General features: G+C 71.1%; 12 protein-coding genes. 4 read left to right on the forward strand and 8 right to left on the reverse strand.

The features are described 5' to 3' along the window. Positions 1-200: 200 nt before the first annotated feature. Together LR393_RS01100 and LR393_RS01105 are read right to left on the reverse strand one after the other, a co-directional pair. Positions 201-1,301, reverse strand: a complete 1,101-nt coding sequence (locus LR393_RS01100) for a hypothetical protein (RefSeq protein ID WP_231480947.1) — start codon at positions 1,299-1,301, stop codon at positions 201-203. A gap of 2 nt (positions 1,302-1,303) precedes the next feature. Further along, positions 1,304-2,749 (reverse strand): hypothetical protein, encoded by a 1,446-nt coding sequence (locus LR393_RS01105; protein WP_231480948.1) that lies wholly within the window; start codon positions 2,747-2,749, stop codon positions 1,304-1,306. A gap of 120 nt (positions 2,750-2,869) precedes the next feature. Between LR393_RS01105 and LR393_RS01110 the strand changes: the two genes are divergently transcribed. Beyond that, positions 2,870-5,131 (forward strand): putative bifunctional diguanylate cyclase/phosphodiesterase, encoded by a 2,262-nt coding sequence (locus tag LR393_RS01110; RefSeq protein ID WP_231480949.1) that lies wholly within the window; start codon positions 2,870-2,872, stop codon positions 5,129-5,131. 119 nt (positions 5,132-5,250) lie between these two features. Here the strand turns inward: LR393_RS01110 and LR393_RS01115 are convergent, their stop codons facing one another. After that, entirely contained in the window at positions 5,251-6,045 is a 795-nt protein-coding gene (locus LR393_RS01115; RefSeq protein WP_231480950.1) for a CPBP family intramembrane glutamic endopeptidase, read from the reverse strand. 4 nt (positions 6,046-6,049) lie between these two features. Next, positions 6,050-6,997, reverse strand: coding sequence for an NAD(P)H-binding protein (locus LR393_RS01120; protein ID WP_231480951.1), 948 nt, complete (start codon positions 6,995-6,997; stop codon positions 6,050-6,052). A gap of 236 nt (positions 6,998-7,233) precedes the next feature. Between LR393_RS01120 and LR393_RS01125 the strand changes: the two genes are divergently transcribed. Next, complete coding sequence (locus LR393_RS01125) at positions 7,234-7,635, forward strand: adenylyltransferase/cytidyltransferase family protein (protein WP_231480952.1); 402 nt, start codon at positions 7,234-7,236, stop codon at positions 7,633-7,635. A 141-nt stretch (positions 7,636-7,776) separates the two neighbouring features. On the opposite strand, the gene LR393_RS01130 is transcribed toward LR393_RS01125, so the two are convergent. Genes LR393_RS01130 through LR393_RS01140 form a run of 3 tightly spaced genes read right to left on the reverse strand, consistent with a single transcriptional unit; the run spans position 7,777 to position 11,488 of the window. Beyond that, positions 7,777-9,831 (reverse strand): potassium channel family protein, encoded by a 2,055-nt coding sequence (locus tag LR393_RS01130; RefSeq protein ID WP_231480953.1) that lies wholly within the window; start codon positions 9,829-9,831, stop codon positions 7,777-7,779. Continuing rightward, positions 9,831-10,217, reverse strand: coding sequence for a DUF6394 family protein (locus LR393_RS01135; RefSeq protein ID WP_231480954.1), 387 nt, complete (start codon positions 10,215-10,217; stop codon positions 9,831-9,833). The genes LR393_RS01130 and LR393_RS01135 overlap by 1 nt, the downstream gene beginning before the upstream one ends. Further along, entirely contained in the window at positions 10,214-11,488 is a 1,275-nt protein-coding gene (locus LR393_RS01140) for an MFS transporter (RefSeq protein WP_231480955.1), read from the reverse strand. Before LR393_RS01140 ends, LR393_RS01135 begins: the two co-directional genes overlap by 4 nt. 97 nt (positions 11,489-11,585) lie before the next feature. On the opposite strand from LR393_RS01140, the gene LR393_RS01145 reads away from it, so the two are divergent. Then, positions 11,586-12,440, forward strand: coding sequence for a phosphatase PAP2 family protein (locus tag LR393_RS01145; RefSeq protein WP_231480956.1), 855 nt, complete (start codon positions 11,586-11,588; stop codon positions 12,438-12,440). Positions 12,441-12,542: 102 nt separating this feature from the next. On the opposite strand, the gene LR393_RS01150 is transcribed toward LR393_RS01145, so the two are convergent. Beyond that, a complete protein-coding gene (locus tag LR393_RS01150) occupies positions 12,543-13,400 on the reverse strand; it encodes a LysR family transcriptional regulator (protein WP_231480957.1) in 858 nt (285 codons plus the stop codon). A 70-nt stretch (positions 13,401-13,470) separates the two neighbouring features. On the opposite strand from LR393_RS01150, the gene LR393_RS01155 reads away from it, so the two are divergent. Further along, positions 13,471-14,394, forward strand: a complete 924-nt coding sequence (locus LR393_RS01155; protein WP_231480958.1) for an EamA family transporter — start codon at positions 13,471-13,473, stop codon at positions 14,392-14,394. The last annotated feature ends 73 nt before the right edge of the window (positions 14,395-14,467 follow it).

The following is a 14,467-nucleotide window of genomic DNA, read 5'->3' on the forward strand; positions in this document are numbered from 1 at the left end:
GCGGTCCGGCGGTATTACATGAGCACCGAGTCCGCGGGTAAGCGGTCGATCAGTGGGTTTCCGCAGCCTCGGAATTCCACTGTCTTCGGCCGGTTTCATCGCGACTCACGATGCCGGCGGCGTGCTCCGGTCCGCGCGACGACCCTGACCGTCTCGTGCGCGGGAGCCGCCGCCGGCATTCGAACGATGTCCATGGAGAGTCAGTACTCGTCGGGTTCGCGGCGCTCGGAGGCGCTTTCACGCTGGGCCCGGGTGAGGTCGACGATCAGGCCCAGCCCCTGGGCCTCCTCCAGGGCCGCGCTCCGCCCGAACGCTGTGTGCAGCACCGACCCCGGATCGCCCTCGCGCCGGGAGACGCTCAGCCCGTCGACGCCCACCCCGCCCGGCCCCCGGCGCAGGTCGCCGAAGATCTGCGGCAGCACCCCCGGTCCGGTGTAGCGGATCAGCTGCCGCAGGATTGCGATGCGCCAGATGTCCTGGTGCCCGGCGTCGTCGCGCAGCCGGCCGAAGAGAGCGTCGAAAAGCGCCAGCAGCTCGGCGAACCGGTCGGTGTCGAGCCCCTGACCGTGCTGCCGCGGCACGAATGCCACCGCACTCTCGATCGTTCTCCTCAGCTCGTCGTCTGCCATCCGGCGGGCCTGCGGCAACAACGCGTGCGCGAGGTCCGCGACCTGGTCGCGCGCGTCCTGCTGGCCGGCGTGCGAACGCATCAGCAGTGCCCGGTCCAGGATCTCGAACTCCGACGGGCAGTCCGGATCGAGAATGGCGTACGACGACAACGGCAGCAGCCACCGCGCGATCCGGGCCACCAGCAGGCGCGGACGGCGCCCGGGATCGTGGGCGAGCAGATACAGCAACAGCCCGAACCCCCCGACCACGGCCACGGCCGGCGCGTAGGGCAGCCAGCCCAGCGGGGCGAGAGCGCCCGGCCCGGTGCCGCGCGACGAACGCAGCCACCACAGCCCGGCGCTGGTCAGCACGGACAGGGCGGCGACCCAGGCGAGCAGGTCGAGCACGACGACCGCATAACCGCGCCGCCCGCGCCGCACGTGGCGCTCGCTGATCACCTCACCGGCCAGCGCGGCGCCGGGGTCGAGGTCGGCCAGCCGGTAGGGCCGGATCGCGGCCCTGATCCTGTCGGCGGCGAGGGCCCGGCGCAGCCGTCCGATCCCGAAGGCGCACGCCGCGAAGACCGGCAGGGCGCAGGCGGGCACGACCCCCAGCCAGAACGTCCCGTCGGCGGTCAGGTAGCCGGCCAGATCGGTGAGGAGGTCGGCCAGGTCGGTGAGCCGGCTGGACATCGTCAGGTCGCCGCGTACGAGTAGCAGACCCGGTCACCACGCAGGTGGCTCCGGACCCGGCCGGTCTGCTGCAGCACGATCAGCGCGTGCGCCACGTCGTCGCGATCGAACTGGGTGCCCAGGATGATGTCGACGACGTCCAGCTGCAGCCAGGGCCGGCGGGCCAGATAGGTCATCACCTCGCGCGCCGTGCTCACCCGGTCCTGGCTGGGCACGAACCCCCGGGCCGCGACCGTGGGCCGGCGTTGCGCCTGGCGGCGCGGCGGGATCCCCCCGAACGGGGCGCGGGCGGGTTTCGGGGCCGGCTTGCGGGCGGCGGTCGGCGGGGGCGTCGATGAAGGACGAGGTACCTGGCGCTGCGCCGGGATCGGCCCGGTGAACGGTGCCTGGGTCGCCGAGAACGTCGGGCGGTCCGCCGGTGGGGGAGTCCAGGTGCGGGGGCGCTTCGCGGTGGTGGCCGGGTTCTCGCCCGGGGTCCCCGAAGAGCTTCCAGCAATGGACGAGGAAACCGCCGCGGTGTCCTCCCGCGGCTGGAACCGGTTGCCGGGTAAGGAAGGCCGGGACGGCGCGGCCGGCTGGAGCGATGCCGCCGGGGCCGGCCGGGCGATGTCGTCGCTCATCCCGTTCAGGGCGTAGGCCTGCTGGGCGGTACTGCGCCGGCCGGTCTGGAGGCCGGTGTCGTAGCCGGCGGCCCGGACCGGCTCCGGCCCGGGGGCCGGTTCGTCCTCCAGGTCGTCCTCAGGTTCGTCGTCGAGGGCGTCGAACTCCTCGAACTCACCCTCCCCGAAGTCCTCGCCGAAGTCGTCCTCGTCGAAATCCGCGAAGTCGCCGGACTCGTCCTCGTCCACCACGCCGGCCACCGGAAGGTCCGGACGGTCTGGGTGGTCCGGACGGTCCGGGTGGTCCGGACGGTCCGGGTGGTCCGGGCGGCCCGGACGCACCGGCCCGTTCTGGTCGCGCTGCACCGTGCGCCGGAAGTCGGCCTGGTACGCCGCCCGCTCGTCCTCCCGCAGGCTGTAGGAGCCGTAGGCGTCGTAGAGCACCTCGGCATCGCCGGCCCCCACATACTCGGCCTCGGGCTCCACCGTGGGCCACGGATAGGCGTACTGCGGCTGCGGATCCTCGTACGCCTGCCCGTACTGCTGGGCGTATCCCCGGTCCGGCACCTCGGCCGGGCCGGCGGCGTAACCGTGGGCGTCCGGGGCCGGGTCGTCGGCGAACTGATCGACAACGGCCTGACCGAAGGGGGCCTGATCGAAGGGGGCCTGACCGTAGGTGGCCTGCCCGTAGGCGACCGGGGCGCCGGGGTGCCCGTACGCGTCCTCAATTCCCCCGCCGGAGGCGACATCACCGTTCGGCCCGGGCATCGGTTCCGGACGGCGAAGGGCGCGACGGTCCCGGCGGTGCTGATAGGGCGGACCCGAAGCGGGCGCGGGGTACTCCGACACGCCGCGACTATAGCTCTGGGTATTTCGATCGTGGCGTTGTGTGTTCGCGACACAGCTACAGGTTTTCTGCGCACCCGTCGAGAAGACCGGTAGAACTCGACGCTCACAGGAGGACATTCGGTGCTGGCCGGCCGTCGTGCCTCGTATCTCGTCGTCATGGTCGGCGTCGTCCTGTCGGGGATCTACGCCCTGGACCTGGGTTCCGGCGTGAACAGCCGCATCAGTGGCGTGATGGGTTTCGGCACGGTCGCCGCGCAGATCGTGGGGGTGTGGCGCAACCGTCCCTCCGACCGCACGCCCTGGATCCTCCTGATCCTGTCCAGCCTGAGTTTCTGCACCGGTATGGGTGTTCGCGGCTGGGCCACCCGGCAGAGCGGCCTGGCCACCCTCACCGGCGACATGTTCTCGATCGGCGGGTACCTGCTCGCCGGTCTGGGGATCAGCGTCATCCTGCGCCGGCGCGTGGGCGCGCAGCGGCACGCCGTGGTCGACGGCATCATCGTGGCGCTCGGGGCCGGACTGATCGCCACCGAGTTCTTCGCACTGCCCGCCGTCCGGATCGGCGAACGCCCGCAGCTGGTCTCGCTGCTGGCCGGCCTCTACCCGCTGTGGGACATCGTCCTCCTGCTGCTCGTGCTCAATCTCGGCTTCTCCACCGCGTCGGGCCTGGCGAGCTTCCGGTTCATCGCCCTGTCGATGACCGGCCTGCTGGCCGGCGACATCGGCTACGCGATCATCGGCGCCCAGGGTGACAACGTCAGCTCCGCCCTGCTCGACCTGCCGTTCCTGCTCGGCTTCACGGCGCTCGCGGCAGCCGCCCTGCACCCCTCGATGGCCGAGATGAGCTCGGTGCGGCCCCGGCCGGTGCAGTCCTGGTCGGCAACCCGCCTCAGCCTGATCGTGCCCGCCCTGGCCACGCCCGTCGCGGTCCTGCTCGCCACCGGCGGTACCCCGCACAACAACGTCCCGCTCGCCCTGACCACCGCCGGCCTGATCGGGGCACTGGTGTTCCGCTCGGTCTCGGCCGTGCGCAGTAATGCCGAGATCCAGCGCGGCCTGCTCTACCGCGCCACCCACGACCCGCTCACCGGCCTGCCCAACCGTGACGCGCTCACCCAGCACATGGCCGAGATGATGTCGTCGCGGCGGTCGGACGGCGTCTGGGTGGTGTACCTCGACCTGAACGGCTTCAAGCTGGTCAACGACCACTGGGGACACGAGGCCGGCGACCTGCTGCTGGTCGAGGTGGCCCGGCGGCTGGGCGAACTTACCCGCGACAGCGCGATGTTCGCCCGGATCTCGGGGGACGAGTTCGCGGTGGCCGACAGCGGGCAGACCATTCACGCCGCCGCCCTGGCCGAGCGCATTCAGACCGAGCTGAGCCGGCCGATCGAACTGCCCGGCATCGAGCTGATGACCGTCGCCTCCATCGGTATCGCCCTGCTCACCGATCAGCGCGATGCCGAATCCCTGCTGCGGGACGCCGATCTGGCGATGTACCGGGCCAAGGCCGAGGGCCGGGTCCGGGTGTTCGACTCCGGGATGCGCCAGACGGTGAACGAGCGGGTCGAGATCGAGCTCGCCCTGCGGGCCGCCGTGCAGCGCAACGAACTCTGGGTCTCCTACCAGCCGATCGTCGACACCCGCACCGGCCGGGCGATGGGCGCCGAGGCCCTGGTGCGCTGGACCCACCCGGTGCGGGGACCGATCTCACCGGTCGAGTTCATCCCGGTCGCCGAGGAGACCGGCCTGATCGAGGAGATCGGCACCTTCGTGCTCGAGGAGGCCCTGCGGCAGATGGCCCTCTGGCGGGACGAGGGCCTGCTGCCCGAGAACTTCTACGTGTCGGTGAACGCCTCGGCCCGGCAACTGCGCGACCACAGCCTGGGCCGTACGATCTCCGACGGTCTGCGGGTGTACCGGCTGGGCGGCGACCGGCTCACGATGGAGATCACCGAGTCCATCCTGATGGGCGATCACCAGCAGGTCATCGAGGTGCTCACCGGCCTGCGCGGCCTGGGCATCGGCCTGTCGGTCGACGACTTCGGCACCGGCTACTCGTCCCTGAGCTACCTCAGCCGCTTCCCGGTGACCACGGTGAAGGTGGACCGGGCCTTCGTCACCGGCCTCGGCGTGGACCCCGGGGACGAGGCGATCGTGCGGGCCATCGTCGCCATGTCGACCGCGCTGCACCTGAACGTGATCGCCGAGGGGGTCGAGACCGAGCAGCAGCGTGACGTCCTGGCCGGCCTCGACGTCACCCGCTGCCAGGGCTGGCTGTGGGGAAAAGCCGTGGCCCACGACGAGTTCGCCACGAAGCACCTGCGTCCGCTCGTGGAGGACCCGGCCCGGCCGGCCCAGCACGAGGCGGGTGCGGCCTGAGAGCTCACCCCTTCTTCGTTCGTGATCAGGTCATCCCCCGGCCTTCGGCCGGGCGGTGCACCCATTCCCCGGGCCTGCCTGATTACGAACCGGGAAAGATGAGCGCAGCGCCGGCCGGGTCAGAGGGCGAACAGGGGCGGCAGGGTCAACAGCATGATCGCCGACCAGGTCACGTGGGTCGCGATCGGGGCCAGGATGCCGCCGCTGGCCCGGCGTTCCAGCCCCAGGGCGGCGCCGAGCAGGAAGGCCGCGAAGACCAGCATCGGGTTGCGGGTCGCGATCGTGGCCACGGCGTAGACGACCGTCGAGATCAGCACCGGGTGCCGCCGCCCGATCGCCGCGAACAGGGCCCCGCGGAAGAACACCTCCTCGGCCAGGCCGTTCAGCAGGGTCACGACGGCGATGAGCCAGGCCGAACCCTCCGTCTGGTGGGCCAGCACGTGCGTCACCAGATCCCGCAGCGGGGGGATCTCGCGCACGATCAGTGCCCCGACGACAAAGATCGCCCCGGCCGCGAGCCCCAGCGCGATCCCGTGCAGCAGGGGACGGCGCAGGGCTCCCCGGTACGGCGTCCAGCCCAGGTGCAGGGGGCCGGAGGCCAGGCCCCCGGCGATCCAGACCGCCGCCACGAGCAGCGTGAGCGGGTAGAACACGGTGGCGCCGGGTGCGACCGACAGGGAGATGCCGAGCAGCACGGCGCCGAGCACCAGCGTGACGGCGGTGACGACGCGTCGGCGCCGGAACCGGTCGTCGGACTCGGTGTGGTCGCGCGGCACCCGTTCGATCAGGGTCGAGCGCAGCAGGTTCTCCACCGCCCGGCCGGTCGCGGTGCGGCGCAGGGTCGACGCGGCGAAGCGCTCCAGCCGCCGGCTGGCCCGGGCCTCGAAAGCGGTCCTGGTGGGGTGTTCGGTCATCGGATCAGCGGACGGGGTGCTCGCCGGCGTCGGGAGCCGCCGCTTGCGCGGCGCTCTCCTCCTCGGCCCGTTCCCGATCGGCCAGGGCCAGGCGCACCGACTCGTCGTAGCCGATCGTCGGGCCGGGTACGACCTCCTCGATCGCGTGGTCGTGCACGATCACCTCGTTGATCATCGAATCCACCAGGTTGCGGGCGGTGGCGGTGTCCACGTCGGTGACCAGGGCCAGCCAGTGCGACGACAGCCCCGGGGTGAGCAGCGGGACGGTGACGTTCGGCAGCCGCTTGCCCATCACCGCGGCGGCCCGGGCCAGCATGTCCTTGTAGCGCAGCACCTCGGGGCCGCCGATCTCGAACACCCGGCCGCGCGCGGCCTCGGGCTCCAGCACGCCCTCGAGGTAGCGGATCACGTCGGGCAGGGCGATCGGCTGGGTGCGGGTGCTGACCCAGTGCGGGGTCACCATGGCCGGCAGGTGGTGGACGAGCTGGCGGGTGATCTCCCAGCTGATGCCGCCGTGGCCGATCACCACGGCCGCGCGCAGCACGGTCACCGGCACCCCGGCCAGCGGCAGCAACTGCTCGACCTGGCGCCGGGAGCGCAGATGGGGCGAGAGATTCTCGTCGTCCACGCCCAGGCCGCCCAGATAGACGATGCGCTCCAGGCCGGCCCGGTGTGCCGCCTCGCCGAAGTTGAGGGCGGCCTCGGCGTCCTTCTCCTCGAAATCGTCCGACTCCAGGGAGTGCACGAGGTAGTACGCGGCGTCGCAGCCGGCCATCGCGGCGGCCAGACTGTCGGTGTCCGAGACCTCGCCGAAGACCGGTTCACCCGCTCCCACATAACTTTCCGGGTGTCGAGTCATAGCCCTGACGGTGTGCCCGTCGCGCACCAGCCGCTGCGCGAGATGGGAGCCGATGAAACCGGAAGCGCCTGTGACCAGGACTGTTCTCGCCATGGGCCCAGTGTCGCCGGGTTGGGCGAAGACGCCAGCCGGGGTACCCACCTCGTCCGCCGTTGGTCCGAAAGGTCCCGGAACTACAAAGACTGGTGAGCTTGGTGCGGGCTGTGGGGCACAATAGTTCGCTCACCGGACATACCTCGTTCACCGCGCCGCCACGGATGGCGTTCGCGGCGAACATGAGGCGTGACCTGGCCCGATGCTGCCCCTGCCCTCTTACGGAGCTCAGTTCAATGACGACAGTGATCACCTTCGGCACCTTCGATGTCCTGCACATCGGTCACCTGCGCATTCTCGAGCGGGCGAAGGCGCACGGCGACCGGCTCGTCGTCGGGGTGTCGTCGGACGCACTGAACATGAGCAAGAAGGGCCGCAACCCGATCTTCAGCGAGAACGAGCGCACCGCCCTGATCCAGGCGCTCGAGGTCGTGGACGAGGTCTTCATCGAGGAGTCGCTGGAGCTGAAGGCCGACTACGTGAAGAAGTTCGGCGCCGACATCCTGGTGATGGGTGACGACTGGACCGGTCGCTTCGACTGGATCAAGGAACACTGCGAGGTCGTCTACCTGCCGCGCACGCCCTCCATCTCCACCACCGCGGTCATCGAGAAGATCTCCAAGCTGCCCTCCGCCTGAACGACCTGAGCGGAACCGGCGCAGCCTGAGTCGGGCACGGAGTGTGGGCCAGCCACTCCGTGCCCGATTTTTTGCCCGCGACTCTTCTCCCGCGAACCGGACCCTCAGGACCGGGCGAGAACGACGTCCACCATGGTTGATCTAGGTATTCGGAAGACGGCGGCCCACCAGGTGCCGCCAGACCCAGCTCTCGGGCATGCGCGTGCCGGTCACCACGTACTGCGCGGTGCCCTCGCTGAGCAGGATGGTCTGGAGCTCCCGCTGGGCCACCCGGGTGCCGGCGACCAGGAGCTCGTCGTCGAGGTGCAGTTCGGTGTCGTCGGACGGGGCGATCGTGGCCTCCCCGTCACGCAGCAGCATCAGGGGCACCACCGGCAGGCGCTCGTCGCGGTCGTCGGGATCGCGGAACAGATCACCGATGGTGAGGGCCACCCGCCCGGTCTGCCCGGCGTGGCGGCGCTGCCGCTGCCGTGGTGACACCGACTCCGGGTCGAGGTAACCGGCCAGAGCCGGGGCCTGCCAGGCCGTCAGCTCGACGTTCCAGACGTCTTTCAGGTACTGGCCGCAGCGGTCCTTGATGCGGTGGACGAGGGCGATGGCCTCGTCCTCACCGCGCTGGGGCATCTCCTCGAGGAAGCGCCACAGCAGCGGCGTGGAGAGCCGGGCGTAGGCCTCGCGGGCCACGATGTCGGCGGGCACGAGCAGCATGTCCAGGTGCATCGCGGCGAACAGCGAGCGGTTGGTGGGCAGGTTCTGGCGTCCGGCGACGTAGAGGTCGGGGTTGCGGCGGCGGGCGGCGGCGATCAGCGACAGGTTGGTGGTGTCGTTGTCGGTGCCGGCCACGAAGCCCACGGCCTGCTCGATGCGGGCCTCGTCGAGCACCTCCGGCTCGGACCCCTCACCGTGGATCACCTGGGGCAGTTGCCTGACCGGCAGGTCGAGCTCGGCGGCGAGGAATTCGTCCGAGGGCGGGTCGGGCTCGATCACCACCACGTCGAGACCCTCGGCGAGCAGGTCGCCCACCACCTCCTGGCCGAACCGGCCGTACCCGCAGACCACCCACAGCCCCTTGGCCGGGGGCGATCCGGGCGGCGGCTGCTCCGAGCCCGGACCGGCCTCCAGCCAGGAGTAGAGGCGGAACGAGGCGGGGGAGCGCAGGGCCATGCGCAGGTGGTCGCCGAACCGGTCGAACGGGTTGATCACGGTCGGCGTGCCCCAGGCCAGCATCAGGTCTTCCACCGGCGCCGAGATGGTGCGGGCGATCACCGGCAGGTCGGGGCGCAGCAGGGCGGCGGACATGGTGATGGCCAGGTTCACGTCGTCGTCGTCCGTCATCGCCAGCACGGCCTGGCAGTGCGGGTTCTTCAGCCCGGCCAGCTTGAGGTTGAACGGGTTGGACGCGTCGGCGGTCAGGCCCGGCGGGTCGGCGAAGTACTGGTCCACCTCGAGCGACTCGATCTGCGAGGGCTCGATGTCGACGGCCACGAAGTTGCGGCCCAGGTGGTCCCAGGCCCGGCCGAGGCGCTGCCCGGTGTGCCCGTAACCGGCGATCAGCAGGAACGGGTCGCGCATGCGCTGCACGCGGCGGGTGAAGCGGCGCATGTCCAGGGCGTTGCGGAAGCCGCGGTCCTGGAGCAGCGACAGCAACGTACCGAGCGCGTACGCCCAGCCGATGACGGTCAGGTAGATGCTGACCGTCATCCACATCCGCTGTGCGGGGGTGAACGGGAACGGGATCTCGCCGAAGCCGATGGTGCTGGCGGTGTAGCTCATCACGTAGAAGGCGTTGAACAGGCCCATCCGGTGCGGTTCGCCCTCGGGCGTCTCGCCGGGGGCCAGCGCCAGACCGAACGTGGTGATCGCGAAGATGATGATGAGCACGATCAGCGGCGTGCGCATGCGCCGCATGATCAGGAAGATCGGGGCCGAGCCGGTATCCGCCCCGCGGGAGCTGAGGGGGCCGCCCTCCGGGCCGGGCACGTCACCGGCCTGCCGGAACCGGGAGACCGCGGCCCAGCGGTGTTCACCGGTGATGAGCGCGTTCGTGGCGGCCGGGTCCTGCCCGGTGAGCTGGGGGTCGAGCGGCTCCCCGGGCTTGCGGATGCGGGTGGCGGGGCGGCTCTTGCCGGGCCGCCGCCCCGGATGCCGTTCGTGCCACAGCGCCTGGTCGGAGCGGGGTCTCTCGGGCGGGTGCATCAGCGGCGGTGGAAGGACACGGTCTCGATCACCAGGAGCACCACCGAGACCAGGTTGGCCAGCAGGGCTCCGCCGGACAGCGACACGATGCTCGACATCGCGTGCGCGTCCAGGCCGGAGCTGGACACGTAGTCGGCGTAGACCCAGACGATCGTGGCCGCGATCAGCTGCAGGTCGGCGACCAGGCTGGTGGCCAGGTGCACGGCACCGATCTGGGTGCGGTCGCCGAACTTGAGCACGGTGGTGATCAGGCTGACCACCACGGCCGCGTAGAGCTCGTACTCGCTGTGCAGGTTGGCGTCGGCGATGTCACCGATGAAGAAACCCAGGTTCATCGTGGCTGCCAGTAGTACGAAGAAGCCGAAGATCACTTTCTCGAGGTTCATCGACCCCTCCGGTCGGTGGTGCGGGTGCCGGACTTCCAGGGGGTCCGGCGCCCCGACAGTGTGTCCGATGTGCGGCTTCCGATGGCCGCCGACCCACCGGCGGCCATCAGCACGATCATTCCCGCGATGACGAGAATCGGCACGTTCCAGGTGCCGGTCGCCGAGTGCACGGCCCCGACCATCATCGGCCCGAGCGCGCCCAGGACATAACCGATGCCCTGGACCGCGGCCGACATCCGGCGCGCGTCGTCGGTGCTGACGGCCCGGGCCACCACCACGCTGAAGATCACTGTGAAGCCGCCGCCCTGGGCGAAACCGCCCAGGCACGACCACAGCACCCACAGCGAGGGGGCGAAGGCCAGGCCCAGCGGCAGACTGATCCAGCAGGCGCAGACCAGCAGCAGAGCGGCCCGGCCGGACACCCCCCGGTTGATCAGGAAGGGCACCCCGAACGCCGCGACCAGGGCCAGGGCCTGGAAGAACGCGGAGCTGCCACCGGCCTGGGCCGCGGTGAGCCCCTGTTCGTCGGAGAGCAGGGTGGGTAGCCAGGCGGTGATGCCGTAGTAGCTGAACGACTGCCCGGCGAACGCCAGCACCATGCCCACGACCAGCTTGCGGCGCCACAGCGGGGTGGTGTCGGTCTCCTGCGCAGGAGGGTTGCGGACCAGGCGTTCCTGGGTGTGGGGGACGGCGAAGGCCCAGGCCACCGCCGCGATCAGCACGATCAGCACCCAGACGGCGAGGGCGCCGCGCCAGGTCAGCCGGTCGGTGAGGGGTGCTCCGAGGGAGGTGGCGGACAGCGCGCCGATGTTGATCGCGGCCGTGTAGTAGCCGGTGACCTGGGTGGTGCGGCCGGGGAAGTCCCGCCCGATGATCGCCGGGATGACGATGTTGCCGATCGTGATGCCGAACCCGAGCACCAGCGTCCCGGTCAGGGCCGCGGTCAGGCCGCCCGCCGAGCGCAGCAGGATGCCGGCGGCCATGATCGCCAGGGCGATGTACACGGACGCGTTGATGCCTGATCGCCGGGTGAGCACCAGTACCAGCGGGGTGGCCAGGCCGAAACAGATCACCGGGATGCTGGTGAGCAGACCCGCCGTGCCGCTGCCGATGTCCAGGTCGCGCTGGATCTCGCCGATCGCCGGGGCCACCGCCACGAACGGGCCGCGCATCGTGACGGCGACGACGAACAGGCCGGTCAGCACCGCGAGGGGCATCGCCGCGCGCTGTACGGGGGTACGGATCGCCGGGGTCGGCTCGGTCGTGGTCACGTGTCACGAGTCTAAATCAAATTCATAGGACGAATTGGCCGGCTGGTCGTCCTCGGGACACCGCGCCGTAGTCTTCGGTCATGCCCGTGAGCCCCCGATGACCTACCTGCATCCCAGCTGGGAGTTGTCCGCGACCGGCGCCGTGCTCCTGGCCCTGCTCTGGGGCGCGCTGTCGCTGGCCCCGCGGGCCGGTCTGGTCGAGCTGGTGCGGTCGTTCGCCCGTGAGTTCGCCGTGGTGATGACGCTGCTCGGGGTCTGGCAGTACGTCGGCCGGTTCGTGCGCACCCACGTCGAGGGCGCCTACTCGCACGCGGCCTGGGTGCAGGACACCCAGGCCTGGCTGCACCTGCCCGACGAGCTGAAGCTCCAGCACCTCGTCCTGCCGCACGAGTGGCTGGTGCGCTCGATGAATTCCTACTACGCCTTCGCCCACCTCAACGGCATGGCGCTGTTCCTGATCTGGGTCTGGTGGCGGCGCCGCCCCGCGTTCCGTTCCGTGCGCAACACGGTCGTCGGAACCACGCTGATCTGCCTACTCGTGCAGAGCATCCCGGTCGCCCCACCGCGCCTGCTGCCGAACTCCGGCTACGTCGACACCGCCCTGCTCTACGGCCAGTCGGTCTACGGCGAGTACGCCACCGGGGTCGCGTCGCAGCTCACGGCCATGCCCTCGGTACACGTGGCCTGGGCGGCGATCGTCGGCTGGTACGTCACCAGGCTCGGGCGCGGCCCGCTGCGCGTGATCGGCGCCGTGCACCTGGTGTTCACGGTGCTCGTGGTCGCGGCGACCGCGAACCACTGGTGGCTCGACGGCATCGTGGCGGCGGCGATCATGCTGGTCGTCATCGGTGGTCAGTGGCTGGTTGCGCGGTGGTGGGCCTCGCGGTCAATGGTGGACGTCGGTGAGCCCCTCCGCGGGCCGGCGGCGGTCCCCGAGACCTCAGCCCCCTGAGCTGAGCTCCCCCACCCTTCTGTTCGTGATCATGCAAAACCTCCCCGGACTTCTAGAACTCTCCGGCCTGGAGTTCTAGAACGCCGGGGAGATTCTGCATGATCACGGGAGGTTGTAGAGGTTCTTGGCCAGGGCGGTCAGGGCCCTCGTCAGTGGGGGAGCCTCGTCCTTCCGCCAGGCCAGCCACACCGGTAGCCGGGGGGCGTCGCGCACCGGGCGGTAGACGACCCCGGGCCTGGGGTACTGGGCGACCGTGGCCTCGGTGGTCATGCCGATCGCCTGGCCCGCGGCGATCATCGTGAGCCAGTCGTCCACCGAGTTGGAGTCGACGAACCGGGCCGGCCCGGTGCCGTCCGGCCAGAGGTCGGGGGTGGTGGTGCCGGTGCGGTGGTCGATCGAGACGGTACGACCGGCGAAGTCGGCCAGGCGCACGAAACGGCGCCGGGCCCAGGGGTCGTCGGCCGGGACCGCGACGTGGCGAGCCTCGGTGGCGATCTGCTCGGTGGAGAACCGGGCGTCGTGCAGCGGGCGGCGCACCACGGCGAGGTCGGCCGCGCCCTCGCTGAGCCCGGCCGTCGGGGTGTTGAACTGGATCAGCAGCAGACGGGTGGCGGGATGGTCGCGGGCCCAGGCGCGCTGCAGGGCGGTCGTGTGCCGGCCCAGGGCCGACCAGGAGTAGCCCAGGCGCAGTTCCGGGCGGGTCTCGTCGACGGCCCGGCGCAGCTCCGCCACCTCGGCCAGGATCCTTCGCGCGCGGGTGATCACCGCGGCCCCGGCGGGGGAGACGTCGACCCGGCGGGTGGTGCGCCGCAGCAGCGTGACGCCGAGCTCGGCCTCCAGGGCGGCGACGGACCGGGACACGGCGGCCTGCGACACCCCCAGCTCGATCGCGGCGTCGGTGAACGTGCCGCAGTCGGCCACGGCGACCAGGTGGCGCAGCTGACGCAGCTCCAGACTCATGAGCAGATCGTATGAATCCCGCGGGCCCCGCATTTCCCGGATCACCGGCCGGCGCCGCACATTGACCCGTATGACGACGCTCGAGGCAGTTCCGCAGGTCCGCCCGACCGGGTTCGGCGCCTCGATCGCCACCATGCTCTTCAGCGGTACGAGCACCCAGGTCGGCGCGGCGGTGGGCGCCCACGCCTTCAGCGCGATCGGGCCGGTCGGGGTGGTCGCCGTGCGCCAGCTGGTGGCGGCCTGCGTGCTGCTGCCCGTGGCCCGGCCGCCGATGCACCGCTTCACCTGGCGGCAGTGGTGGCCCACGCTGCTGCTCGGCCTGGTGTTCGCCGTGATGAACCTCGGGCTCTACACGGCCGTCGACCGGCTCGGGCTGGCCCTGGCCGTCACCCTGGAGTTCCTCGGGCCGCTGGGCGTGGCGCTGGTGCGCTCGCGCACCCGGCTGGACGCGGTCTGCGCGGTGTTCGCCGGGGCCGGGGTGGTGGTGCTGATGGCCCCGGGGCCGAGCACCGACTGGCCCGGGATCGCGGCGGGGCTGGTCGGGGCGGCCTGCTGGGCGGCCTACATCCTGCTCAACGCCGAGGTGGGTGCCCGGATCCCCGGACTCCAGGCGCCGGCCGCCGCGTCCACCATCTCGGTCGTGCTCTGCCTGCCGGTGCTGATCACGCTGGGCGTGCAGGGGAGGTTCACCGCCACGGCCCTCGCGGCCGCGATCGGGGCGGGCATCTGCTCGTCGGTGGTGCCCTACGCCTGCGACGTGATGATGCTCCGGCGCGTGCCGGCGCAGTTCTTCGGGGTCTTCATGAGCGTCAATCCGGTGCTGGCCTCCCTCGTGGGCATCGTGCTGCTCGGGGAGGTGCTCGAGGCCCGCGAATGGCTCGGCGTGGTCATGGTGATCGCGGCCAACGTGGTCACGACGAGCCGGACGGCGGCCCGCGCCCGAACGTGGTCGGCCCACCCGTCCGGCCCAGCCGGGCCCACCGGCCGCCGGTGACGCCGAACCGGGCGGTCCACCGGGCGGGCCCGGATCCCTCAGGACCGCACCGGTTCCGGCCGATGAAACCCTC

The organism is Kineosporia mesophila (assembly GCF_021129235.1).
In the GTDB taxonomy this organism is placed as follows: domain Bacteria; phylum Actinomycetota; class Actinomycetes; order Actinomycetales; family Kineosporiaceae; genus Kineosporia; species Kineosporia mesophila.